The following is a 23,059-nucleotide window of genomic DNA, read 5'->3' as shown; positions in this document are numbered from 1 at the left end:
CCCGGCCTCGAGCGTGCTGGTGGTTTCGAGTCTCAGCTCTCGCTGGGGGTGGGCGTCGACGTGGCGGTCTCGGTCGCTGCCGGGGCCGCGCTCTCGGTGGGGCTGGGCGAGGCGGTACGAGGCGCCGAGCTCGACGGCGCCGGCGAGCCGGTGCGCGGACCGGTGGCCGACGGTGAACCGGTCACCCGTGTGGTCGGCGACTGGCTCGCGGAGGGCTCCTGCGTGGGCGACGGCGCGACGGTCTGGGTGGGGGTGGCCGTCGGCACGTACTGGGCGTACTGCTCCAGGGTGCCGTCGAGCACCGGCACCGCCAGCTCGGTGGATTCGCTGCCGGCCGTCACCTTCATCGTCACCACCTGTCCGGGCAGTGCGTCGAGCGACGGCACGGTCACCGAGTCATCCCCGGAGGGGCCGACGTCGTAGGTGCTCGCCGGGTCGACGGTGAAGGTCCCCGTGAGCCCCGTCGAGCCGGAGGCGTCGGCGATCGCCACGCTCACGGCCTCGGTGCCGGAGTTGACGATGCGGGCCACCAGCGAGGCGGGACCCTCGCCGTCGGTGGCCACGAACAGGCCGGCGACGTGCACCGTGCCGAGCGTGGCCGCCGCAGCGGCCCCCGGGTTGTACACCTCCGCCGTCTGCTGGGCATTGGTGGCAGTGCAGCCGGTAGCGGTGGTCAGGGAAGCCAGCGCCAGCGCGCTCGCGGCCAGGGCGCGTCGTGGGAGGTGCACGCCGCGGAGCCTACCGGGAGGAGCCCCGACACCCGGGGCAGCACGCCGTAGCGGCCGTGTCAAGCCTGCAGGCGGGGAACGCTTCGCAGCCGTTCGGGGAGTCGCACGTCCCTGACCTGCGGGAACGGCGTTCCTGAGCTGCCGGACCACGCGCACGCCGTGGTAGGCTCAAGGCCGCGAAAGGGGATCTGCTGATGGTATTCAAGGTCGGCGAGACTGTCGTCTACCCCCACCACGGGGCCGCCCTCATCGAAGAGATCAAGAACCGCACGATCCGCGGCGAGGAGAAGCTGTACCTCCGCCTCAAGGTCGCCCAGGGAGACCTGACCATCGAGGTCCCGGCCGAGAACTGCGACCTCGTGGGTGTGCGCGACGTTGTCGATCGCGCCGGTGTCGACAGGGTCTTCGGGGTGCTGCGCCAGCCCTACACCGAAGAGCCGACCAACTGGTCGCGCCGCTACAAGGCCAACCTGGAGAAGCTCGCTTCGGGTGACGTCATCAAGGTGGCCGAGGTCGTGCGTGACCTCTACCGTCGCGACCAGGACCGCGGCCTGTCCGCCGGTGAGAAGCGCATGCTGGCCAAGGCGCGCCAGATCCTCGTCTCCGAGCTCGCGCTCGCGGAGAAGACCGAGGAGTCTCGCGCGGAGGCCCTGCTCGACGAGGTTCTCGCGAGCTGAGCACGGCCTGCATCCTCGTCGCCGCCGGATCTGGCACCCGGCTGGCGGCAGGATCACCGAAGGCGTTCGTCCTCCTCGGAGGACGCCCCCTCCTGGTCCACGCTGCAGAGCGTGTTCTGGGATCCGGCGCCTGTGAACAGCTGGTCCTGGTGGTGCCTCATGGGCGCCAGCAGGAGTCGATCGCCCTCGTCTCCGGCCTGGCCGGGGCCGAGGGCGTCGCGCTGTCAGCCGTCGTCGGCGGGGTCGATCGGCGCTCGTCCGTGGCGGCGGGTCTCGCGGCCCTCGACGACGACGTCGACGTGGTGCTCGTCCACGACGCCGCCCGTTGCCTCACCCCACCCCAGCAGGTGATCGACGTGGCTGCGGCCGTGCGGGCCGGCGCACCCGCGGTGGTGCCGGGGGTCGCTGTCAGTGACACCGTCCGCGCGGTCGACGTCGCGGGCGTGCCCCGTGGAGGTCCCCTCGACAGGGCCGCTCTCCGTCTGGTGCAGACCCCGCAGGGCTTCCGTCGCGACGTGCTGCAGCGCGCTCATGACGCCGCCGCCTCGCAGGGCCTGCCTGAGGCGCTCGCCGCCACCGACGACGCGTCGCTGGTGGAGGTGCTGGGGACCCCGGTGACCGTGGTCCCGGGCCGCGACGAGGCATTCAAGATCACGCGACCTCTGGACCTCGCCCTGGCGAATGCCGTGCTCGAACAGGAGCGGGTCGGCGCGGGGAGCTCGGTGTGAGCGGAGAGCCCGGCGTGACCGGTGTGTCAGGCATCAGCGGGCTACCGCGGGTGGGTGTCGGCGTCGATGTCCACGCATTCGCCCCTGAAGGGTCGGAGCGCCCGCTGCGCGTGGCAGGTCTGGACTGGCCCGGGGAGCGCGGCCTCGCCGGCCACTCCGACGCCGACGTCGCCGCCCATGCCGCCTGCGACGCACTCTTCTCCGCCGCGGGCATCGGAGACCTGGGCGCCCACTTCGGCACCGCGGAACCGCAGTGGGCGGGGGCCGCGGGAGTCGTGCTCCTGGCAGAGGCTGCGCGCCGTGTGCGCGAGGCGGGCTACGAGATCGGCAACGTCGCTGTCCAGGTGATCGGCAACCGCCCCAAGATCGGCAAGCGCCGCGCTGAGGCCCAGGAGGCACTCTCAGCGGCCTGCGGGGCCCCCGTGGCGGTTTCGGGCACCACGACGGACGCCCTTGGTCTCACGGGGCGCGGAGAGGGTGTGGCGGCGATCGCCACTGCCCTCGTCGTCGCCGTCCTGCCCGCCCCACACTCCCCGGCGTGATCATGGGCGTCCGCCACCCTCGAGGGTGGCGGACGCCCATGATCACGGATGAGGGGTGGGTCAGAGCGGGACGACGAGACCCGCGGTCTTGGTGCGGGCGGCCTCGAAGCGCGCCGCGACGTCGGCCCAGTTGACGATGTTCCACCAGGCCTTGACGTAGTCAGGCTTGACGTTCTTGTAGTCCAGGTAGAACGCGTGCTCCCACATGTCGAGCATGAGCACGGGGATCAGCGTCACCGGCACGTTGGCCTGCTGGTCGTACAGCTGCACGATGACGAGGCGCTGGCCGACGGAGTCCCACGCGAGGATCGACCAACCGGAGCCCTGGATGCCGAGGGCGTTGGCGGTGAAGTGCGCGCGGAAGCCGTCGAAGGAGCCGAAGAACTCGTCGATCGCGGCGGCGAGGTCACCGACGGGCTTGTCGCCGCCGTCCGGGGACAGGCTCGGCCAGAAGATCGAGTGGTTGATGTGCCCGCCGAGGTTGAAGGCGAGGTTCTTCTCCAGCCCGGTGATCGAGCCGAAGCTGTCCTTCTCGCGCGCCTCCGCCATCTGCTCCAGGGCCGTGTTGGCGCCGGCCACGTAGGTGGCGTGGTGCTTGTCGTGGTGCAGCTGCATGATCGCGCCGCTGATGTGCGGCTCGAGAGCGCTGTAGTCGTAGGGCAGGTCGGGCAGGGTGTACACCGCCACGGGATCTCCTCCTCGTGTCTCCTCGCCGCCCGGAGCGAGGCGCCGGGCGGCCCGTTCAGTACGCCGCGCCGTCCCACCTGCAGCGGGACCGGGCGCGCCGACCCTCCGAGCATTCCGCGCCCCTTCCCGGCGGGCAACACCGGGGTGGCCACCGGCGACCGGGTCCTGGTGCGCGCCCGGTCTGCCGGGGTCTGCCGGGGTCTGCCGGAAGGGGGGCGGTTTGTCCGGTTCTGCTCCCATCCGGGCTCCCCGCTGCTCCGAACGGGTGGCGGGTGAGGCCGACGGCGGCCCCGCCGCCTCTCGAGAGGACTGACCGGATGTTCGGCAAGCAGCTCGTCACGGACATGATCTCCCGCAGCGCGGAGAGCGGCGCCGACCGCCGCGCCTTCCTGCGCACCGCGGGGGTGGCCGGCCTGGGCGTCATCGGCGCCACCGCGGTGGCCGCTCCGGCCCAGGCCCACGAGAAGAAGGGCGGCGGGGGCGGGGGAGGCGGCGGTGGCATCAGTGATGGCGCCATCCTCAACTTCGCCCTCAACCTCGAGTACCTCGAGGCGGAGTTCTACTCGCGCGCGTTCTACGGCCGCGGCCTCGACGACGGCCTCACCACCGGCAAGCTGAACCGCGGAGACGTCAACGGCGGCCGCAAGGTGCCGTTCAAGAGCAAGCTGGTCCGCGGCATCGCCGAGGAGATCGCCAACGACGAGATCGCCCACGTGAAGTTCCTGCGCGGGGCCCTCGGCGGCGCTGCCGTCGCACGCCCGGCCATCGACTTCACCGGCGCCTTCAACGCCGCGGCGAAGGCCGCGGGCCTCATCAAGGACGGGCAGACCTTCGACGCCTTCGCGGACGACACGAGTTTCCTGCTGGGCGCCTTCCTCTTCGAGGACGTCGGCGTCACCGCCTACAAGGGCGGTGCGCCGCTCATCAGCAGCAAGACCTACCTCGACGCCGCCGCGGGCATCCTCGCCGTGGAGGCCTACCACGCGGGGGCGGTGCGGACCGTCATCTACACCGAGGGGCTGGCCGACGCCGCGAACAAGATCTCCGACGCCCGCGACTCCCTCGACGGGAAGAGCGACGACGACCAGGGCGTCTCGCAGGCGGGCGGCCGCATCAACGTCACCCCCGTCGACGGCAACGCCATCGCCTTCGGCCGCACCCCGCAGCAGGTGCACAACATCGCCTACCTCAACCCGGCGCAGGGCGTGCGCTCCGGCGGCTTCTTCCCGGCCGGCACGAACAACGAGGACTCCCGCCTCACGACCACCTGAGCACCGGGCGGGCCCCCCGGTCCGGGCACCAGGTCCGGACCGGGGGGCCGCCTCAACGGCCTCGGGCGGCCGCCAGCGCGCCGCGCAGCAGCGACAGCGCCGCGTCGTCGTCGAGGCCCGCGGCCACGGCCTCACGCGCCAGTGACGCCGCAGCCGCGCGAGCCGCCGCATCACCGCGCGCCGCGGTCCGGTCGCGCACCACGGTGCCGGCGCGACTGGCGGTGCTCACGACGTCGGAGGCCTCCAGCGCCCGGTACGCGCGGGCCACGGTGCCGGCGGCCACACCCAGCTGCTGGGCCAGGGCCCGCACCGTGGGCAGCCGATCGCCGGGGACCAGGCGCCCGTCGTCGACCGCGGCGACCACCTGGTCGTGCACCTGCTGCCACGGCGCCGGGGCCCCGGCGGCGCGGTCGAGGTGCACGACCAGGGGGCCGTCGAGAGTCACGTCAGTGACCCCTGTCGATCCACTCCTGCAGGTGGGGGGCCTCGTCGCCGACCGTCGTCGTCCCCCCGTGGCCCGGCACCACGGTGGTGGCCGGAGGCAGCGCGAAGATGCGCTCGCGGATCGAGGTAATGATCGTGGGGAAGTCGCTGAACGAGCGGCCGGTGGCGCCCGGGCCGCCGGCGAACAGCGTGTCGCCGGTGATGACCGTCTCCAGCGCCGGCACGTAGAGGCACACCGAGCCGGGGGAGTGGCCCGGGGTGTGCAGCACGTGCACCTCGGTGCCGGCCACCGTGATGACCTGCCCGTCCTCGAGGAGCTCTGTGGGCGCCGCCGCGGGGTGCGTCAGCGTCCACAGGGCGAGGTCGTCGCGGTGCAGCAGCACCGGCGCAGCGAACCGCTCGCCGGCAGCGGGCGCCAGGCGCACGTGGTCGTCGTGGGCGTGGGTGCACACCACGGCCACCACACGCCGGTCTCCGACGACCTCGGCGATGGCGCCGAGGTCGTGCGGGGCGTCGATGACGAGGCACTCGGTGTCGTCGCCGAGCACGAGGACGTTGTTCTCGACGTCGAAGGTCTGCCCGTCGAGGCTGAACGTGCCCTCGGAGGTGCTGCGGTCGAGACGCAGCGCGCCCTTCTTGGAGGTGCCGGCGGCGCTCACAGCACCACCACCGACCGCAGCACGTCGCCGCGGCCCATGGCAGAGAACGCGGCCTCGACGTCGCCCAGGCCCACGGTCTCGGTGACGAAGTCCTGCAGCGGGAAGCGGCCCTGCAGCGCCAGGGCGGCGAGCATCGGGAAGTCGCGCTCGGGCAGGCAGTCGCCGTACCAGCTGGACTTCAGGGCGCCGCCGCGGCCGAAGACGTCGAGCAGGGGCAGCTCGAGCGTCATCTGCGGCGTCGGCACGCCCACGAGGACGACGGTGCCGGCCAGGTCGCGGGCGTAGAACGCCTGCTTGTAGGTCTCGGGGCGACCCACCGCCTCCACGACGACGTCGGCGCCGTTGCCGCCGGTCAGCGCCTGGATGGCCTCCACGGCGTCGGTCTGGCGGCTGTTGACGGTGTGCGTGGCGCCGAACTTCTTCGCGACGTCGAGCTTGCGGTCGTCGACGTCGACGGCGATGACCGTGGTGGCGCCGGCGAGCACCGCGCCGGCGATGGCGGCGTCGCCCACACCGCCGCAGCCGATGACGGCCACGGAGTCTCCGCGGGTCACCGCTCCGGTGTTCACGGCTGCACCAAAGCCGGCCATGATCCCGCAGCCGAGCAGACCCGCCGCGGCGGCCGGCAGGGCCGGGTCGACCTTGGTGCACTGGCCGGCGTGCACGAGCGTCTTCTCGGCGAAGGCGCCGATGCCGAGGGCCGGGGACAGCGGTGTGCCGTCGGCCAGGGTCATCTTCTGCTCGGCGTTGTGCGTGGCGAAGCAGTACCAGGGCCGTCCGCGGCGGCAGGCGCGGCAGGACCCGCAGACAGCGCGCCAGTTGAGGACGACGTAGTCGCCCACGGCGACGTCGGTGACGGCCTCACCGACGGCGGAGACCACGCCGGCCGCCTCGTGGCCGAGCAGGAAGGGGTAGTCGTCGGAGATGCCGCCCTCGCGGTAGTGCAGGTCCGTGTGACACACGCCGCAGGCCTGGACGTCGACCACGGCCTCGAAGGGGCCGGGGTCGGGGACGACGACGTCGACGAGCTCCACGGGAGCTCCCTTGCTGAGGGCGACGACGCCCTTGACGGTGTGAGGCATGGTCCGACGCTATCGACCGGCCCGGACGTGCACCAGCAGCGGGAGCCCAGGTCGAGACAACTGATGCATCAGTGATGGGGGCAGGTGGAAGCGTCCGCGCTGTGCCAGGGCGCCCTAGATTCCGGGCACCCGCAGCGACGACCACCGTCTGCGGCTCCTGCGAGCACCACGGAGAGCGCGAGTGCCCTACGCCATCCCGCCGGCCGACCGCGAGGGCCGAGCGCCCTTCCGCGGTCACGAGACCTGGTATCGGATCACCGGTCACCTGCCCGGCCCTGACGATGCAGGCGCCCCGCTGCCCGTCGTCGTCCTCCACGGGGGACCAGGCGCAGCCCACGACTACACGCTGTCGATGGCGAACCTCGCCACCGGCGGACGTGCCGTCGTCCACTACGACCAGCTCGGCTGCGGCCGCAGCACCCACCTGCCCGACGCAGACGTGTCCTGGTGGACCGTCGAGCTGTTCGTAGCCGAGCTGGCTTCGCTGCTCGACCACCTCCGCCTGGCGCGTGTGCACGTGGTCGGCCAGTCGTGGGGCGGCATGCTCGGCCCGGAGTTCGCCCTCGCCCACCCCGAGCGCGTGCAGTCGCTGACGATCTGCGACTCCCCAGCCGCCATGGCCACGTGGCGGGAGGCCGCCGAGGAGCTCATCGACGCCCTCCCGGAGCCGCACCGCTCGAACCTCCTCCGGCTGGAGGCGTTGGGCGCCTACGACGACCCCGACTACAAGGCCGCCAGCGACGTCTTCTACGCCCGCCACGTCTGCCGGGTGCAGCCGCTGCCGGCGGAAGTCGCCGCGACCTTCGCGCAGATCGACGCCGATCCGACCGTGTACCACGCCATGAACGGGCCCAGCGAGTTCACGATCACCGGCTCCAACCTCACCTGGACTGTCGAGGACCGCCTCTCCGGAATCACCGCTTCGACCCTCGTGGTGGCCGGGGCCCACGACGAAGCCACCCCGGCGTGCTGGGCGCCATTCGCCGAGCGCATCCGCGACGTACGCAGCCACGTGTTTCCCGAGTCCAGCCACATGCCGCACGTCGAGGAGCACGAGGCGTTCCTCGAGGTCGTCGGTCGCTTCCTGCGTGAGCACGACCCCCGAGGAGACCGTCGGTCAGCATTCCCGCCGCCCTGGGGTGGCCAGCGCCCATGATCACGGCCGAGGGGTCGCGGCGGCGGAGAGCGGTCCGCGTCGCCGATAGCCTGGTGGGGTGCCACTCCGCCTGTACGACACCGAGGCCGCCGCCGTGCGCGACTTCGCGCCCCTGACCCCCGGAGCGGCCTCCATCTACCTCTGCGGCGCCACCGTGCAGGCCCCGCCGCACATCGGGCACCTGCGCTCCGGCGTCGCCTTCGACGTGCTCGCCCGCTGGCTCGAGGTCGGCCACGGCCTCGACGTCACCTTCGTGCGCAACGTCACCGACATCGACGACAAGATCCTCGCCAAGGCCGCCGAGGCGGGCCGCCCCTGGTGGGCATGGGCCTACACCCACGAGCAGGCCTTCACCGCCGCGTACGACGCCGTCGGCGTGCGCCGTCCCACCTACGAGCCCCGCGCCACCGGCCACGTGCCCGAGATGGTCGAGCTCATGGAGCTGCTCGTCGAGCGCGGCCACGCCTACCCCGCAGCAGACGGCTCCGGAGACGTCTACTTCGACGTCCGCTCCTTCCCCGAGTACGGGGCGCTGACGCACGTCTCCCTCGACGACGTCGCCCCCGCCGAGGACGCCGACCCGCGCGGCAAGCGCGACCCCCGCGACTTCGCCCTGTGGAAGGGCTCCAAGCCCACCGAGCCGGCCACCGCCTCCTGGCCCACGCCCTTCGGTCGCGGCCGTCCCGGCTGGCACCTGGAGTGCTCGGCCATGGCGCGGCGCTACCTCGGCGACGCGTTCGACATCCACGCCGGCGGCCTCGACCTGCGTTTCCCCCACCACGAGAACGAGCAGGCGCAGAGCCGCGCGGCCGGCCTCGGCTTCGCCTCGTACTGGCTGCACAACGGCTGGGTCACGCAGGGCGGGGAGAAGATGAGCAAGTCGCTCGGCAACTCCCTGCAGGTCTCGACCGTGCTGAAGCACACCAGTCCGCTGGCGCTGCGCTACTACCTCGGCTCGGCGCACTACCGGTCGGCGCTGGAGTACTCGCCCACGTCCCTGGCCGAGGCCGAGACCGCCATCGGGCGGGTCGAGACCTTCCTGCGGCGCGTGCAGCCGGTGCTCGCCTCCCGCATCGGCGCTGCTGCCCCTGCGCCGCGCATCCCCCCGGACTTCGCCGCCGCGATGAACGACGACCTCAACGTGCCCGGCGCCCTCGCCGTGCTCCACGACACCGTCCGCGCCGGCAACGCCGCACTCGACGGCGGGCACGAGCAGTTCGCCGTGGCTGCCGCCAACGACGTCAACGCCATCGTCCGCACCCTCGGCATCGACCCGCTCGACCCGCACTGGACCGGCGCCGCGAGCACCGCCGCCAGCGCTCAGGCGGCGGCGCTCGACGTCCTGGTGCAGGCCCAGCTGGAGGCGCGGGCGCAGGCCCGCGCCTCCAAGGACTTCGCCGCAGCCGACGCCATCCGCGACCTGCTGGGTCGCGCCGGCGTGGTGGTCCAGGACTCCGCCGACGGCGCCCGCTGGTCGCTCGGCTGACGCCGCACTCGCCTCACCTCGCACTCGCCTGACCTCGCACTCGCCTGACCCCGCACCACCCAGCAGCACCCCCACGTGCGCTGCCCCGTAGAGCGCAGAAGCATCACACCCGACAGGAGCACCCATGGCCGGCAACTCGTCCCGGCGCGGCGCCGTGCGCAAGGCCGGCTCCAAGAAGACACCGACCGTCGGCACCGGCGGCAAGAACCGCCGCGCCCTCGAGGGCCGCGGCCCCACGCCGCCCGCCGAGGAGCGCACCGGCCACCCGGCCGCCCGCCGCGCCGCCGCTGCGGCGCGCCGTGCCGGCGAGGGCGCGCCTGCCGTTGCCGGTGGGTCTTCGCGGTCGACCCGGGCAGCCGACGACGGCCCGCGTGCCCAGCGGCCCACCGGACGCACCACCACCAGCCGCGCGGGCAACGAGGCGGTGGCCGGGCGCAACCCCGTGGTGGAGGCGCTGCGCACCCATGTCCCCGCCACCGCCCTGCACGTGGCCACCCGCATCGAAACTGACGACCGGGTGCGTGAGGCGCTGCGTCTGGCCGCTGACCGCGGTCTGCCGGTGCTCGAGGTGGGGCGCCCCGAACTCGACAGGATGTCGGATGGGGCGGTGCACCAGGGTCTCGTGCTGACGGTGCCGCCCTACCAGTACGTCTCCCTGGCCGACGTCCTCGACGCCGACACCTCCGCAGGGCGCGCGCCGCTCATCGTCGCCCTCGACGGCGTCACCGACCCGCGCAACCTCGGGGCTGTGGTCCGCACGGCGGCCGCGTTCGGCGCCTCGTGCGTGCTCGTGCCTGAGCGCCGCTCGGCGGGCATGACCGCCAGCGCGTGGAAGACCTCCGCGGGCGCCGCCGCGCGCCTGCCGGTTGCCCGGGAGACCAACCTCACCCGTGCGCTGGAGGCCGCCAAGGCCGCCGGCTGCTTCGTCATCGGACTCGATGCCGATGCCGACGCCCCGATCGGCTCGGTCGAGGTCGCCCGGATCGCCGAGGGACCCGTCGCCGTGGTGGTCGGGTCGGAGGGCCGCGGGCTGTCGCGTCTGGTCCGCGAGACCTGCGACCTCGTGGCGTCGATCCCCATGGCGGGCTCGGTGGAGTCCCTCAACGCCGGGATCGCGTGCAGCATCGCCCTCTACGAGGTGGCCCGCGCCCGGGCAGCTGCGGGAGCATCAGCGCGCCTGTGACGGTTCGTTCGGGTGATGCCTCGTCAAGACCCACCCGGCCGGCTCCGAAGGTCCATTCGTGAGACAGCGCGCAGCGGCGGCGGTCGGCGCCGCGGCGCGCGGCCTGCGAGGTCTTGCCACCGCCAGCCGTCCCGGGGTCACCGCCGCGGTCATGAACCGCACGACGGTGGCGCTGTACCTCTCGGGGGCGGGCGTCGTGCTCGTCGGGTACCTGCTGCGCCCCGGCCTGACGCACGGGGAACTCGCGCCCGCGTTCATCGGCGGATGCGTCCTGGCCGCGGCCGGGGTGCACGCGCTGCGACGCCGGATGCGCGTGTGGCACTACCACCTCACCCACCTCAGCGGCGTGATCGTGATCACCGTCGGTGTCAGCTCCGCGGGGCCCGACGGGTGGGCGGACGCGTGGATCTTCGCGTTGGTTGCGGTGGAGGCGGTCTTCTTCTTCCCCGCGGCGGTAGCAGCGGCCCACGTGGCGCTGATCGTCGCCGGACTCAGCCTTGCCCTGGGGTCCTCCGGCTCTCTGGAGCCCGGCGGCGTGGCCATGGTGGCCAGCGTGGTCGTGGCGCTCGCCGTCGCCGTCCGCGCCCTGGCGCGGGCTGCCGAGGTGTCCGGCATCGATCCGCTCACCCTTCTGCCTGACCGCACCACCACCACCGAGCGCCTCGAACGGGCACTCGAGGCCGCACAGCGCGGTGGGCCTCCGCTCGTGCTGGCGCTCTTCGGCGTCGACCACCTGCAGAGCACCAACCAGCGCGCGGGCCACGCCGCCGGTGACGCCCTCCTGCGTGCCACCGCCGTCGCCTGGCGCGGGCTGCTGCCGCGCGGCGCGGTGCTGGGGCGCTGGGGCGGCGACCAGTACGCGCTGCTGGTGCGCGCCGAGGCCGGAGCCGCCCGCCAGCTCGTCGCGCAGCTGCACGCCGCCGTCCCCGAGGGTCACAGCGCCAGCAGCGGTGTCGTCATCGCGGAGGTCGGTGACGAGGTGCGCGACCTGGTCGACAGGGCTGAAGGCGCCCTCGCTGCCGCCAAGCGCCACCAGCGCGGCTCGAGCCACCTGTGGACGCCGGGACTGCCGACGGTCCGCGGCCTGTACGCCGCCCTCGAGGACGGTTCCGTCGAGGTCCACTACCAGCCTGTCGTCCGGCTCCTCGACGGTCGCACCACGGGCGCTGAGGCGCTGGTCCGCTGGCGTCGCGGCGACAGCTACGTGCCCCCGGGCGACTTCCTGCCGCAGGCCGAGGCCAGCGGGGCGGTGGTCCAGCTGGGACGCCACGTGCTCCAGCGTGCCTGCATCGACGCGGCCTCCTGGCCCGTCCCCGCGGACGGCGTGCCGCTCACCGTGGCGGTCAACGCCTCCGGGCCCGAGCTGGAAGAGCCGGACTACGCCGCCTGGGTGGTGGCCGCGCTCCACCGAGCCGGGCTCCCCTCGCGGCGGCTTGTGGTCGAGGTGCTGGAGGGGCAGCTCGACGAGCACTCGCCCGCGGTGGTGGACAACTTGCACGCCCTGCGCGCGGCGGGGGTCCGGATCGCCGTCGACGACTTCGGCACCGGCTGGTCGGGTCTGGCCCGCCTGAGCTCGCTGCCGCTCGACGTCCTCAAGGTAGACCGCAGCTTCGTCACCGCCGTCGAGGAGGGGCACGAGGCGCCGCTGTGCGCGGGCGTCATCGCTCTCGCCCATGCCCTCGACCTCACGATCGTCGCCGAAGGCGTCGAGACGCCGCACCAGGCCTCCTGGCTCGGTGAGCACGGGTGCGAGGAGGGACAGGGCTGGCTGTGGGCGCCCGCCCTCCCCACCGGGGCGTTCGCGAAGCGCCTGCTCAGCGAGGCCTCCCGGCTCGGGGCCGGCGCGTGAGCGCACCGACATCAGGCCACCGCCTGCGCCGCACGCGGTGGCACACCCTCATCCTCGAGCTGTCCCGCGCCCAACCTGTGGCCAGCCTGACGGCCATGGTGTGGACCACCAGCCTGGTGATGCTGGCCTGTGGCGCCTACATCGCGGTGGCCTCGTTGCTGCGGACCGGTTTCACCGCCCCGGGACCTCCGTTCTGGGTGGGAGTCGCCGCTTGCCTCGGTGGAGCGGTGATCTTTCTGGGGCGCCGCTACTACCGCAAGTGGTACTACCACTTCCTCCAGCCTGCGACCGGCCTCGCGGCGGCGCTGGGGATCCACCTCGACGGAGGGGGCACCGCCAGCGTCGCCGATGCCTCGCTGTACCTGGTGCTCGCCGCGCTGGCGTTCTTCTTCTTCCCCTGGACGACGGCCGGGATCCACGTTGTGGTGAACACCGCGCTGCTCGTGCTGGCCCTGGGGTCAGTTCCAGGCGTGGCCACCGGAGACATCCTCATCATGGTCTGCGGCAACCTGGTCGTGGGGGGCATCGTCGGTGCGCTCTCGCGCCTCACCGCGAGTGCGGTGCTGGCCGCCGAGGTCGATGTGCTCACCGCCCTGCCCAATCGCCGCGGCACCCAGAGCCGCCTCCTGACGGCTCTGGCCGGTCACCGCGCCGGGGCTCCGCTCTCATTGGCGATCATCGACCTCGACCACTTCAAGCAGGTCAACGACTCCCTCGGCCACGCCGCCGGTGACGAACTGCTCCGTGCCGCAGCCACCGCATGGTGGGCGATCCTGCCCCCCTCAGCCGTGCTCGGCCGATGGGGTGGTGACGAGTTCGTGATGCTGGCGCGGCTGGAGCCTGTCGCGGCGGGACAACTCGTCGACGCCCTGCGCGAGGCTCTGCCCGCCGGTCGCAGTTGCACCGCCGGTGTCACGGGCCTGGGCACCGCCGACGACGTCGACAGCGCGATGCGCCGCGCCGACCAGGCGCTCTACGTCGCCAAGCGCGCAGGGCGCGGCCGCACGAGGGTGTGGACTCCCGAGGACGTCGTCGACCAGCGCGAGGGTGAGCGCCGCAGCCCACAGATGAACGGCCCTGAACAGAGCAGCCCTGAACAGAGCAGCCCTGAACAGAGCAGCCCTGAACAGAGCGGCCCTGATCAGCCGTGGCTGGAGAGCCAGCCGTCGATGCGGTCGGACTCCGGGTCGTCAGCATCGTCGGAGCCGTCCGGCCCGGTTGACCCCAGCAGCGGGGCTTCGTCGCGGTCCATGCCCACCGCCTTCATCTGACCGGTGTCCATGAGACCGGTCTGCAGGATGAGCGCCTGCTCGTCGGGGCGCTGCGCGAGCACCTCCTCGACGTAGGAACGCGCGGCCTCCAGCAGCGGGATGTCGCGCCCCGCCTGCTCGGAGCGGTACCAGCGGTGCTCGAGCACCTCGTGGAAGACCTCCGCGGGCTCCAGCTTGCGCCGCATCTTGCGGGGGATGGCACGCACCACCGGGTCGAAGACCTGCGCGAGCCAGTCGTGGGCGACGATCTCCTCGTCGTCGTTCTGGCGGTCGCTGGCGGCGATGAAGCTGTCCATGTCGTTGAGCAGGCGCCGCGCCTGGTTGTTCTCGGCGTCGATGCCCGTCAGGCGCAGCAGGCGGCGGGAGTGGTGCCCGGCGTCGACGACCTTCGGCTGGATCTGGACCATGGCTCCGCCGACGTCGGTGCTGATCGACAGCTCGCCGACGTCGAAGCCGAGCTCGTTGAGGCGCTCGATGCGGGCCTGCACCCGCCACCGCTCGCCCTGCTCGAACGACTCCTGGCCCGTGAGCTCCTCCCACAGCGTGTGGTAGCGATCGACGATGCTGTTGGCCACCTCGATCGGGTCGACGCTCTCGTCGAGGTACTCGGCGGCCTCGAGGTCCATGAGCTCGCCGGCGATGTTGATCCGGGCGACCTCGACGTCGTTCTCGCGCTGCCCGTCGGACAGCTCCTGGTGCAGCTCGCCGGTCTCGGCGTCGACGAGGTAGGCGGCGAACTCGCCCGCGTCACGGCGGAACAGGGTGTTCGACAGCGACACGTCGCCCCAGTAGAAGCCCGCCAGGTGCAGGCGCACGAGCAGCACTGCGAGGGCGTCGACCAGGCGGGTGGCTGTGTCGGGGCGCAGCGACTGGCTGAACAGCGCGCGGTACGGCAGCGAGAACTGCAGGTGCTGGGTGACCAGGGCCGGGTCGAGCGGCTCGCCATCCGGGTCGGCGCGCCCGGTGACGACCGCGACGGGGACGACGCAGGGCACGTCGAGGCGCCGCAGCATGCGCAGCAGCCCGTACTCGCGACGGACGAGCTCCTCGGTGTTCTCCTTGACCGCCACCACGCTGTCGGCCAGACGGACGAACCTCACGACGTGCCGGGAGATACCGCGGGGGAGCGCGGCGAGGTGCTCGGCCGGCCAGCGGCTCAGTGGAGCGTCCCAGGGCAGGTCGGGCAGTGCCAGCGCCGACCGCTCGGCGGTGAGGGCGGTGATCTGCAGCGGCGCCATGCCCCGATCCTCCCCCAACCTCGGCCGGTCAGGCTCCCCTGCTTCCGCCGGTAGAGTCCTGTGCCGGTCCGTGCCCGCGCGCCTGCGCGGAGATCGCACGGAGGAACGTGCAGGAGGTGCCCCCGGTGGGCCTGGTCGTCCAGAAGTACGGCGGCTCGTCGGTCGCCGACGCCGCGGGCATCAAGCGGGTCGCGGCGCGCATCGCCGAGACCCGCCGCGCCGGTCACGACGTCGTCGTCGTCGTCTCGGCCATGGGCGACACCACCGACGAGCTGCTCGACCTCGCCGAGCAGGTCAGCCCGCTGCCGCCGGCGCGCGAGCTCGACATGCTGCTCACCTCCGGCGAGCGGATCTCCATGGCGCTGCTGGCCATGGCCACCGCCAACCTCGGCATCCAGGCGCGGTCGTTCACGGGCAGCCAGGCCGGCGTCATCACCGACTCCGCCCACGGCCGCGCCCGCATCATCGACGTGACGCCCGGTCGCATCCGCGACGCCCTCGACGCCGGCGACGTCGCCGTCGTCGCCGGCTTCCAGGGCGTCTCGACCGAGACCAAGGACATCACCACCCTCGGCCGCGGCGGCTCCGACACCACCGCGGTGGCCCTGGCCGCCGCGCTCGGCGCCGACGTCTGCGAGATCTACACCGACGTCGACGGCGTCTTCACCGCCGACCCGCGCATCGTGCCCAGCGCCCGCCGCCTCGAGACCGTCACCTACGAGGAGATGCTCGAGCTCGCCGCCAGCGGCGCCAAGGTGCTGGTGCTGCGGTGCGTCGAGTACGCCCGCCGCTACGGCGTGCGCGTGCACGTGCGCAGCTCGTTCACCCCCAGGCCCGGGACGCTCGTGGCCGGATCGATGGAGGACCTTCCCGTGGAGCACGCGATCATCACCGGCGTCGCGCACGACCGCAGCGAGGCGAAGATCACCGTGGTGGGGGTGCCGGACAAGCCGGGCACCGCCGCCGAGCTGTTCGAGCACGTCGCGGCCGCCGGCATCAACATCGACATGATCGTCCAGAACGTGTCGGCCGCCGCCACGGGTCTGACCGACGTGTCCTTCACGCTGCCCAAGGCCGACGGCCAGGCCGCCATGGCCGCGCTGTCGCAGGTGCAGCCCTCCGTGGGGTTCGGTTCGCTGCGCTTCGACGACCAGATCGGCAAGCTCTCGCTCATCGGTGCGGGCATGCGCAGCAACCCCGGCGTCTCGGCCCGCTTCTTCAAGGCCCTCGCCGACAGCGGCATCAACATCGACATGATCTCCACCTCGGAGATCCGCATCTCGGTGGTGACCCGCGACGCCGACCTCGACGACGCCGTGCGCGCCGTCCACACTGCCTTCGGCCTGGACGCCACCGCCGACGAGGGTCAGGCCACGGTCTACGCAGGAACGGGTCGGTGAGCGCCGTGGGCAACGCGCAGCAGAGCGGCCAGGGGCGCAAGCCCGTCCTCGCCGTCGTCGGCGCCACCGGCGCCGTCGGCACCGTGATGCTCGGCATCCTGTCCACCCGCGAGGACGTCTGGGGCGAGATCCGCCTCGTCGCCTCGGCCCGCTCCGCCGGCAAGGTGCTGCGGGTGCGTGGCGAGGACGTCGTGGTGCAGGCCCTCGCGCCCGAGGTCTTCGACGGCGTCGACGTCGCCATGTTCGACGTGCCCGACGAGGTCAGCGCGCAGTGGGGGCCCGTGGCGGCTGCCCGCGGCGCCGTCGTCGTCGACAACTCCGGAGCGTTCCGGATGGACCCGGACGTGCCGCTCGTGGTGCCTGAGGTCAACCCGGCGGCCATCCGCAACCGGCCCAAGGGGATCATCTCCAACCCCAACTGCACGACGCTGACGATGATGGACGCCCTGGGCGCCCTGCACCGTCAGTGGGGGCTCACCGAGCTCGTCGTGGCCTCCTACCAGGCCGCCTCCGGCGCGGGGCAGCCCGGCATCGACCGGCTCCACGCCGAGCTCGAGGCCGTCTCCGGAGATCCGACGCTGGGCACCCGCTCCGGTGACGTGCGCGCCGCCATCGCCGACCGCCTCGGTGACGAGCCGTCGCCGTTCCCCGCTCCGCTGGCGCTCAACGTGGTGCCGTGGGCGGGCTCCCTCAAGGACGACGGCTGGTCCAGCGAGGAGCTCAAGGTGCGCGCCGAGAGTCGCAAGATCCTCGGCATCCCCGACCTCAAGGTCTCCGCGACGTGCGTGCGCGTGCCCGTGGTCACCACGCACTCCCTGGCCGTGCACGCGACGTTCCAGAAGCCCATCAAGGTGGAGGCGGCGCGCCAGGCGCTGGTCGAGGCGCCCAGCGTCGTCGTCCTGGACGACCCGGCCAACGGTGACTTCCCCACGCCCGCCGACGTGGTGGGCTCCGACCCGACCTGGGTGGGGCGCATCCGCCAGGCGCTGGACTTCCCGCACACCCTCGACCTGTTCGTCTGCGGCGACAACCTCCGCAAGGGCGCCGCGCTGAACACGGCGCAGATCGCCGAGCTCGTGGCAGCGGAGCTCACCGGCCGCTGACCCGTCACGATCATGCAGAAGACCCGCACCCGAGAGCCTCGAGTGCGGGTCTTCTGCATGATCAGCCGGCGTGCTGGGGCTGGGGTGGAGCCCCGGCTGCCGCGCCGCGCAGCTCACGACGCCCGACGGCCCAGAAGGCCACCGCGAGGGCCGTGAAGGCCAGCAGCGGCACCAGCTCGACGAACAGGTAGGTCCACCGCTCGGAGAAGGCCCACCCGTCGGCGCGGAACTCCTTGGTGAACCACCCGGCGCCCAGACCCGGGAAGAGGATCTGCACGGTGCAGAAGACGATCCAGGCCGTCGAGACAACCGTCAGCAGGCCGATGGCCGGGGCGCGGTAGGGCCGCGGCGCGTCGGGGAGGCGCCGACGCAGCACCCACGCCGCGGGGAAGATGCCCAGGTAGCTGATGAGCGTGGTGGACACGGCCAGCGCCAGCGCCACGGTGAAGAACTTGCCGGCGTCGCCGGAGGTGATGGTGTTGGCCGCCACGAAGACCAGCGTGGAGATGACCCCGGAGAGCACGTTGACGCGCAGCGGGGTGCCGAACCGCTCCGAGAAGCGGCCCAGGGCGCGCGGACCGGCGCCGTCGTAGCAGGAGACCGCCAGGGTGCGGTCCGAGCCCATGATCCAGGTCAGCCCCGAGGTGAAGGCCACGACCACCACGAGGATCCCCAGCACCCAGCCGACCGCCGTGGAGAAGGCGGTGAGCGTCACCGCGGTGGTCCCGTCGGCGGCGGTGGTGACGGTGCCACCGAAGACCGTCAGGGCCTGCCGCACGGCGTCGGGGAAGCCCGCCAGGCCGCTGGCCTGCTGCTCGGGGAGCACCAGGAGGATGCCGAGGACGGGCAGCCCGTACAGCAGCCCGGTGGCGATGACGGACTTGGCGATGCCCGAGGGCACGTCGCGCGTGGCGTCCTCCATCTCCTCACCGGCGGCGCTGGGCAGCTCGAAGCCCACCAGGCTGAACAGGATGAGCGGCACCAGCATCACGAAGCCCGAGAAGCTGGGTGCGTAGCTGCCCGCCGAGGGGCCGTGGAAGCCGTGCACGAAGCCGTAGGCGACCACCAGCACGCTGAACAGGCCCAGCAGCGCGAAGCGGGCCAGGGCTCCGATGGTCGCGATCCACTTGCCTACGCGGAAGCTCAGGACGGCGAACAGCACGCCCGCCCAGATGAACGCGAACGCGAAGACGTACTGGAACGTCGTGGAGAAGGCCTCGCCGTGGTGGAAGAAGGTCATGAGGCCGCCGAGGGCCGTCCCCACCAGGGTGCCGCCCATCCACACGGGGTTGGTGACCCAGTAGAAGACGTTGTTGATGGCGCCGACCAGCCGCCCGAAGGCCATCCGCACCCACACGTAGGGGCCACCCTCGTCGGGGAAGGCGGCCCCGAGCTCCGCCAGCAGCGCCGCCGACGGCACCGCGAAGAGGAGGACGCAGACGACGAGCCAGGTGAAGCCCTGCCCGCCCTGCGTGGCCAGCGTGCCCAGTCCGTCGATGCCGACGAGCGTGCACACGAGGAAGAAGAAGATGTCGGCTCTGCCGAAGTGCTTCTGGAGCTTGCTCTTCTCGGCGTCAGCGCCGAGGGCCTCGTCGCCCTCGTGCATCCGCAGGTCTGCCACTGCCATGACCGCCACCTGACCCGTCGTCCCGGTCGTGCCTCGATGAGTAGCACCCGATGAGTTGCTGTGAGCACTCGTTCCGAAGGGAGGGTCCCACTGTTCCTGTGTCGTCCGCATGAACGTGGGCTGCTGGACACCTGAATGCCGCGAGGAGCACCGCGTGCGCGGGGACCCACCCGTACTCGTGCGCCGGAGTGGCGCCTCAGACGCCGAGTTCCTCGCGTGCACGCTCCCACCGATCAGGAGAACCGGCCACGAGCAGACCCTCGCGCCGCTCCTGGAGCCGGTAGCGCCCGCCGTCGAGGTGCGCCGCTCTGCCGCCGGCCTCAGCGATGAGCAAGCCCCCGGGGACGTGGTCCCAGGGCAGGGTGCGCCAGTAGAGCATGAAGTCTCGGTGGCCGCTGGCGATCGCGGGGTATTCGACTCCCGCCGTCTTCGTGACGGGCTCCAGGGTGGGAAACCTGCTCGCGTTCCTCTCGATGACTGCCGCGACGTCGGGTGGGAGGAAGCGACGCATGACCGCTCCGCGGAGCTGCGCGCCCGCCCCGGCTGGGCCGGGGCGCAGGCGCGCGCCGGAGGAGAGCTCGTAGGCGCCCGAGCCGCGTTCCGCCACGAAGGTGCACCCGTACTCGGGCTGGTGGATCACGGACAGGACGCTCTCACCCCTGACCACGAGGGCAGCCATGACGGCGTAGTCCGGGGTGCCGGCCGCGAACGCTGCCGTCCCGTCCAGCGGGTCCAGCAGCCACACCGGGCTGTCACCGGTGAGCAGCGCGAGGGCGGAGCTGTCTCGCGAGGCTTCCTCCTCCCCGACGAGGACACTCCCGGGGCATGCCGCCAGCAGGGCTGGACCGAGGTGCGCCTCGCACTCCTCGTCCGCGACGGTCACGAGCTCGCCCGGAGCCTTCTCCCGGACGTGCCCGACCTCGAGCGATCGGAAACGCGGCCGCAGGAAGGTGGCGGCGGCATCGTGGATGTCGTGGACGATGCGGTCGATGTCCACGATCACGACGACGACGATAAGGGCCCGAGGTGCACGGCGGCAGACACGGCGACGGGGGCCTCCCGCGCGTCAGCGAGAGGCCCCCGTGCTCGGGCCAACAGTTGTCGAAGGACACAGCATCCTTGACGCACTGCCATAAAGTTCGGTGATCGTTTAGGGTGTTTGTGCTGGTAGCAGCTCCGTTCCCTCGATGATGATGCTGTGGGTGACCTTGCGGGTGGCGCCCCGGCGCCGGGCGGTCGGTGAGCCCCGTGAGGCGGTCCTGACCCTGGCAACCGCCACCGCCGGTGCGGCGGCAATCCCCGCCAGCAGCCGACCCAGGCTGGGCGCCAGCCCACAGTGCTCGCACCCCCGCAGCCAGGTGGTCCCGCAACGCCCGCAGCACCGCAACCACCGAGACCTGCGCAACCTCGATGCCCAGGTCGTCAGCTACTGCGGCGGCGTGCTCGATGAGGATGTTGAACGCCACCAGCAGCGCCCACACCTCCTGGACGACGGTGTCGGGACGCTGGGCCCGCAGCCTGACCGGTCCACCCCGCACCACCGACTTCAAGATCTTGTAGGTGACCTCCACCGCCCACCGGCGCGCGTACCCCGCCGCCACCTGCGCGGCGGGGGCCACGGCGGGGTCGGTCAGGGTGGTCAGGACCCTGAACCTGCTGGTGGTGGTCGCGCCGTACTCGTCGCGACTGATGACAGTGAACTCCACCAGTCGAGCGGTGACCGGCTCCGCGCGCGGGGCCCTGGGGTCACCGGTGGCGACACGGCGCCGACGCAGGGCCTGGTCGTTCTCGTGGAGCCTCACCAGATGGGACCCGTCGGGCAAGGTCTCGATGATGCGGGCGGGTAGGGACCTGGCGCCGTTCTTGACCCTCCAGGCCAGCTCAGCGCCGGTCTTTGCAGCTGCGCACCAGCGGGTGAAGGAGAAGAAGTTCCTGTCCGCCAGGACGAGCATCCCGGCCTTGAGGTGCCCACCGACCACCAGGCGGTCCCACAGCGCCTGCTCACTGGTGGTGATCGCCTCGATGACCGCGGCCAGGCAGGCGCGGGTGGCGGTGTGCACCAACGTCACCAGCCTCAGCTGGGGGTACAGCCCTTCGGCGGGGGCGGGATAGGGCGTGTCGGGGGCGTCCAAGGCGGTGCCGTCCACCGCTACGGTGACCAACCCGAACAGCACCCCCGCATCACCAGCACCCCCACCAGCATCGACGTCATTGCTGGTGGCGTTGCTGGTGGCGACACCGTGGGCGTGGGCGTGGATCCGGGTCCACACTGCGGCGGCGTGGGCGGTGAACAAGCTCGCCAGCGGGCCCGAGCCCACGCGGACCCGGGCGGTGGAGAACGCCTGCGCGGTGACCATCGCCGTGCCTGCCAGCACCGGGTGCACCCCGGTGGCTACCTGCCACATCCGCGCCAGCACCCCGGCGTAGCCCACGCCGGCGAACAGGTACAGCCCTACCGTCATCAGCGTGGTGACCGCTCTGGTCAGCACCCGCCGGCACACCTCCTGGTAGCCACCGGCCTGGCAGGCCGCCGTGAGCATCTTCGGGGTCAGTACGCCCAGGCCACCGGTGGCGAGGACCTGCTCGCCCCAGCCCAGGTCGCCAGCACCGTCGATGCCGTCGGGAACCTGCCTGGGGCCTTCTGGGTGCAGCAGACCCTGCGGGCCGCGGACTGGGACCTGCCGCCACGATGACGGCGGCTGCGGCGGCGGCGCAGGGGAAGTGGGCGTGGCAGAGTGGCTCACGAAGCTCCTGGGGAAGACGGTTCGTGTGAGAACTTCCGTCCTACCAGGAGCTTCGCTACATTTGGCTATTGGCTCTCACGCCCCGCCCCAGAGCACCGCTGCATCTGGTGACCACCCGCCGCCGCCCTGCTGTGACCAGCCACAACACACCAAACGATCACCATTCTTTACGGCAGTGGTGTAGGTGGTGATGGTCTTGGTGGCCATACGAGTCCGTGCTCCTTGGGTCGAAACGTTGGTAATCCGCATTCATAATGGCGAGTTGGCCGTACCGCGTCAACACTGCTCGCGCACTGTCGATTTAAGCGTACGGCGAGACGCGCTCCCGAGGGCTCATGCGATGATCGGGTGGCTAAAGATCGCTGACTCGACGGAGGCCACTTTGTCCAGGGACCACCAACTACCAGACAGTAGCGGTGCAGGCGAGACGCCACGACCTCGTATCCTCACCGTCATGCTGGAACACATGGCGGAGACCGCCGTGTGGGATCGGCCAGAACCTGTCGACGGCACTGTCAGCCACTACTACACGGTGCCCGAGCTGGTAGCACTCGGCGCCGACCAAGACCTGGCCGAACGCCTCAAAGCCTGGGCCGCGGACTGGTCGCTACATGTGCTGCGCCGCGCAGACGGAGCGGAGTCGCTCGCACCTGGAGAGCTGGAGGCCGTCCACCGACAGGGACAGCAGCTCGCGCTGGAGTTGCAGAATCAGCTCTGGGACATCGAGGTGCGCTATTGGCACCACGAGCGCCCGGACCTGCCAGTTCGGGAACAGCGGACAATTTAGGCGAACGTATCGCTAGCGCGAGAGCCTTGGCCTTGCGCGCGGCGCCAGTCTATTACCACAAGCTGTCAGCGTCGGGGCGGGTTTCCTTGCAGAGCAGACGAGGGACTGGCTGACGGTGGCCAAGGATCCACCCCTGGTACGAGGCGCATCCGTCCGTTGCCGTATGGACATGACTGGTGTCACGCTGCTGAGATGAGTGGTGCCCAGCTTGGGCACCACTACTTCTTCGTGGAGGCGACGCATAGTGCGGGTAAAGACAATTATTGTCGCAGGACTAACTGCGGCCTTGTTCGCGAGCTCAATGAGCCTTTGCCACTAGGACTTTGAGTGGTGACGCTGCGTCACACGGTGTGGTGGTGCTCCAGGTGCAGCACCACCAGCGCCGCAGCGACGATGG

20 protein-coding genes, 1 tRNA gene and 1 pseudogene are annotated in these 23,059 nt (G+C 71.9%); 13 read left to right on the top strand and 9 right to left on the bottom strand.

The features are described from left to right. Nucleotides 1-32: 32 nt before the first annotated feature. Complete coding sequence (locus tag BXY45_RS15115) at nt 33-728, bottom strand: hypothetical protein (RefSeq protein WP_109775351.1); 696 nt, start codon at nt 726-728, stop codon at nt 33-35. 194 nt (nt 729-922) lie between these two features. Between BXY45_RS15115 and BXY45_RS15110 the strand changes: the two genes are divergently transcribed. From BXY45_RS15110 to ispF, 3 genes are read left to right on the top strand one after another with little or no spacing between them, the layout of a single operon-like run. Beyond that, on the top strand, nt 923-1,405 hold the full coding sequence (locus BXY45_RS15110) for a CarD family transcriptional regulator (RefSeq protein ID WP_109775350.1): 483 nt from the start codon (nt 923-925) through the stop codon (nt 1,403-1,405). Then, nucleotides 1,402-2,133: a 2-C-methyl-D-erythritol 4-phosphate cytidylyltransferase gene (gene ispD / locus BXY45_RS15105; RefSeq protein WP_109775349.1), complete on the top strand. Its 732-nt coding sequence runs from the start codon at nt 1,402-1,404 to the stop codon at nt 2,131-2,133. Before BXY45_RS15110 ends, ispD begins: the two co-directional genes overlap by 4 nt. Before the next feature lie 32 nt (nt 2,134-2,165). Beyond that, a complete protein-coding gene (gene ispF, locus BXY45_RS15100; RefSeq protein WP_109775418.1) occupies nt 2,166-2,675 on the top strand; it encodes a 2-C-methyl-D-erythritol 2,4-cyclodiphosphate synthase in 510 nt (169 codons plus the stop codon). A gap of 60 nt (nt 2,676-2,735) precedes the next feature. Here ispF and BXY45_RS15095 read toward each other — a convergent pair whose 3' ends face one another. Continuing rightward, nucleotides 2,736-3,362, bottom strand: coding sequence for a superoxide dismutase (locus tag BXY45_RS15095; protein ID WP_109775348.1), 627 nt, complete (start codon nt 3,360-3,362; stop codon nt 2,736-2,738). A 317-nt stretch (nt 3,363-3,679) separates the two neighbouring features. Between BXY45_RS15095 and BXY45_RS15090 the strand changes: the two genes are divergently transcribed. Further along, nucleotides 3,680-4,633 (top strand): ferritin-like domain-containing protein, encoded by a 954-nt coding sequence (locus tag BXY45_RS15090; RefSeq protein ID WP_109775347.1) that lies wholly within the window; start codon nt 3,680-3,682, stop codon nt 4,631-4,633. A 52-nt stretch (nt 4,634-4,685) separates the two neighbouring features. On the opposite strand, the gene BXY45_RS15085 is transcribed toward BXY45_RS15090, so the two are convergent. From BXY45_RS15085 to BXY45_RS15075, 3 genes are read right to left on the bottom strand one after another with little or no spacing between them, the layout of a single operon-like run. Continuing rightward, the gene (locus BXY45_RS15085; RefSeq protein WP_218566928.1) at nt 4,686-5,078 is read right to left on the bottom strand and encodes a GntR family transcriptional regulator; all 393 of its coding nucleotides are present in this window, start codon (nt 5,076-5,078) and stop codon (nt 4,686-4,688) included. A gap of 1 nt (nt 5,079) precedes the next feature. Next, nucleotides 5,080-5,736, bottom strand: a complete 657-nt coding sequence (locus BXY45_RS15080; RefSeq protein WP_109775346.1) for an MBL fold metallo-hydrolase — start codon at nt 5,734-5,736, stop codon at nt 5,080-5,082. Then, nucleotides 5,733-6,818 carry an S-(hydroxymethyl)mycothiol dehydrogenase gene (locus tag BXY45_RS15075; protein ID WP_109775345.1) on the bottom strand — a complete coding sequence of 362 codons (1,086 nt, stop codon included), beginning with the start codon at nt 6,816-6,818 and terminating at the stop codon, nt 5,733-5,735. The genes BXY45_RS15080 and BXY45_RS15075 overlap by 4 nt, the downstream gene beginning before the upstream one ends. Nucleotides 6,819-6,999: 181 nt before the next feature. Between BXY45_RS15075 and BXY45_RS15070 the strand changes: the two genes are divergently transcribed. The 5 genes and pseudogenes from BXY45_RS15070 to BXY45_RS24745 all read left to right on the top strand — a co-directional run. Further along, nucleotides 7,000-7,974, top strand: a complete 975-nt coding sequence (locus tag BXY45_RS15070; RefSeq protein WP_211319604.1) for a proline iminopeptidase-family hydrolase — start codon at nt 7,000-7,002, stop codon at nt 7,972-7,974. Between the two features lie 58 nt (nt 7,975-8,032). Next, nucleotides 8,033-9,460: a cysteine--tRNA ligase gene (gene cysS / locus BXY45_RS15065; RefSeq protein ID WP_109775344.1), complete on the top strand. Its 1,428-nt coding sequence runs from the start codon at nt 8,033-8,035 to the stop codon at nt 9,458-9,460. Nucleotides 9,461-9,584: 124 nt separating this feature from the next. Then, complete coding sequence (gene rlmB, locus BXY45_RS15060) at nt 9,585-10,643, top strand: 23S rRNA (guanosine(2251)-2'-O)-methyltransferase RlmB (protein ID WP_109775343.1); 1,059 nt, start codon at nt 9,585-9,587, stop codon at nt 10,641-10,643. Between the two features lie 58 nt (nt 10,644-10,701). Next, nucleotides 10,702-12,492, top strand: a complete 1,791-nt coding sequence (locus BXY45_RS15055; RefSeq protein WP_109775342.1) for a putative bifunctional diguanylate cyclase/phosphodiesterase — start codon at nt 10,702-10,704, stop codon at nt 12,490-12,492. A 95-nt stretch (nt 12,493-12,587) separates the two neighbouring features. Further along, nucleotides 12,588-13,493: pseudogene (locus BXY45_RS24745) on the top strand (GGDEF domain-containing protein); the annotation flags it as partial. Nucleotides 13,494-13,633: 140 nt separating this feature from the next. Here the strand turns inward: BXY45_RS24745 and BXY45_RS15045 are convergent. Further along, the gene (locus tag BXY45_RS15045; RefSeq protein WP_109775340.1) at nt 13,634-15,001 is read right to left on the bottom strand and encodes a DUF4032 domain-containing protein; all 1,368 of its coding nucleotides are present in this window, start codon (nt 14,999-15,001) and stop codon (nt 13,634-13,636) included. 125 nt (nt 15,002-15,126) lie between these two features. Here BXY45_RS15045 and BXY45_RS15040 point away from each other — a divergent pair, with 125 nt between their 5' ends. After that, nucleotides 15,127-16,401 (top strand): aspartate kinase, encoded by a 1,275-nt coding sequence (locus tag BXY45_RS15040; RefSeq protein WP_109775339.1) that lies wholly within the window; start codon nt 15,127-15,129, stop codon nt 16,399-16,401. Further along, nucleotides 16,398-17,504 carry an aspartate-semialdehyde dehydrogenase gene (locus BXY45_RS15035; RefSeq protein WP_245961844.1) on the top strand — a complete coding sequence of 369 codons (1,107 nt, stop codon included), beginning with the start codon at nt 16,398-16,400 and terminating at the stop codon, nt 17,502-17,504. Before BXY45_RS15040 ends, BXY45_RS15035 begins: the two co-directional genes overlap by 4 nt. Before the next feature lie 61 nt (nt 17,505-17,565). On the opposite strand, the gene BXY45_RS15030 is transcribed toward BXY45_RS15035, so the two are convergent. Both BXY45_RS15030 and BXY45_RS23385 read right to left on the bottom strand, forming a co-directional pair. After that, nucleotides 17,566-19,131, bottom strand: a complete 1,566-nt coding sequence (locus tag BXY45_RS15030; RefSeq protein WP_211319603.1) for an APC family permease — start codon at nt 19,129-19,131, stop codon at nt 17,566-17,568. A gap of 196 nt (nt 19,132-19,327) precedes the next feature. Continuing rightward, nucleotides 19,328-19,510 (bottom strand): FIG domain-containing protein, encoded by a 183-nt coding sequence (locus BXY45_RS23385; protein WP_170131543.1) that lies wholly within the window; start codon nt 19,508-19,510, stop codon nt 19,328-19,330. Here BXY45_RS23385 and BXY45_RS23380 point away from each other — a divergent pair. Then, a tRNA-OTHER gene (locus tag BXY45_RS23380) sits at nt 19,472-19,563 on the top strand. The genes BXY45_RS23385 and BXY45_RS23380 overlap by 39 nt on opposite strands. 320 nt (nt 19,564-19,883) lie before the next feature. On the opposite strand, the gene BXY45_RS15020 is transcribed toward BXY45_RS23380, so the two are convergent. Further along, the gene (locus BXY45_RS15020; RefSeq protein WP_109775337.1) at nt 19,884-21,875 is read right to left on the bottom strand and encodes an IS4 family transposase; all 1,992 of its coding nucleotides are present in this window, start codon (nt 21,873-21,875) and stop codon (nt 19,884-19,886) included. A gap of 454 nt (nt 21,876-22,329) precedes the next feature. On the opposite strand from BXY45_RS15020, the gene BXY45_RS15015 reads away from it, so the two are divergent. Next, nucleotides 22,330-22,662: a hypothetical protein gene (locus tag BXY45_RS15015; protein WP_109775336.1), complete on the top strand. Its 333-nt coding sequence runs from the start codon at nt 22,330-22,332 to the stop codon at nt 22,660-22,662. The last annotated feature ends 397 nt before the right edge of the window (nt 22,663-23,059 follow it).

The organism is Quadrisphaera granulorum, from assembly GCF_003149145.1.
Lineage (GTDB): Bacteria > Actinomycetota > Actinomycetes > Actinomycetales > Quadrisphaeraceae > Quadrisphaera > Quadrisphaera granulorum.
The sequence above is the reverse complement of the archived record's forward strand: the minus strand, read 5'-3'. Positions and strand labels throughout refer to the sequence as shown.

Bases quoted from the DNA above. Each gene is read 5' to 3' on its own strand.
- BXY45_RS15015 (WP_109775336.1), top strand. From the start codon at position 22,330: ATGCTGGAACACATGGCGGAGACCGCCGTGTGGGATCGGCCAGAACCT.
- BXY45_RS15075 (WP_109775345.1), bottom strand. From the start codon at position 6,818: ATGCCTCACACCGTCAAGGGCGTCGTCGCCCTCAGCAAGGGAGCTCCC.
- BXY45_RS15030 (WP_211319603.1), bottom strand. From the start codon at position 19,131: ATGGCAGTGGCAGACCTGCGGATGCACGAGGGCGACGAGGCCCTCGGC.
- rlmB (WP_109775343.1), top strand. From the start codon at position 9,585: ATGGCCGGCAACTCGTCCCGGCGCGGCGCCGTGCGCAAGGCCGGCTCC.
- BXY45_RS15110 (WP_109775350.1), top strand. From the start codon at position 923: ATGGTATTCAAGGTCGGCGAGACTGTCGTCTACCCCCACCACGGGGCC.
- BXY45_RS15090 (WP_109775347.1), top strand. From the start codon at position 3,680: ATGTTCGGCAAGCAGCTCGTCACGGACATGATCTCCCGCAGCGCGGAG.
- BXY45_RS23385 (WP_170131543.1), bottom strand. From the start codon at position 19,510: ATGCTCTACTGGCGCACCCTGCCCTGGGACCACGTCCCCGGGGGCTTG.
- BXY45_RS15045 (WP_109775340.1), bottom strand. From the start codon at position 15,001: ATGGCGCCGCTGCAGATCACCGCCCTCACCGCCGAGCGGTCGGCGCTG.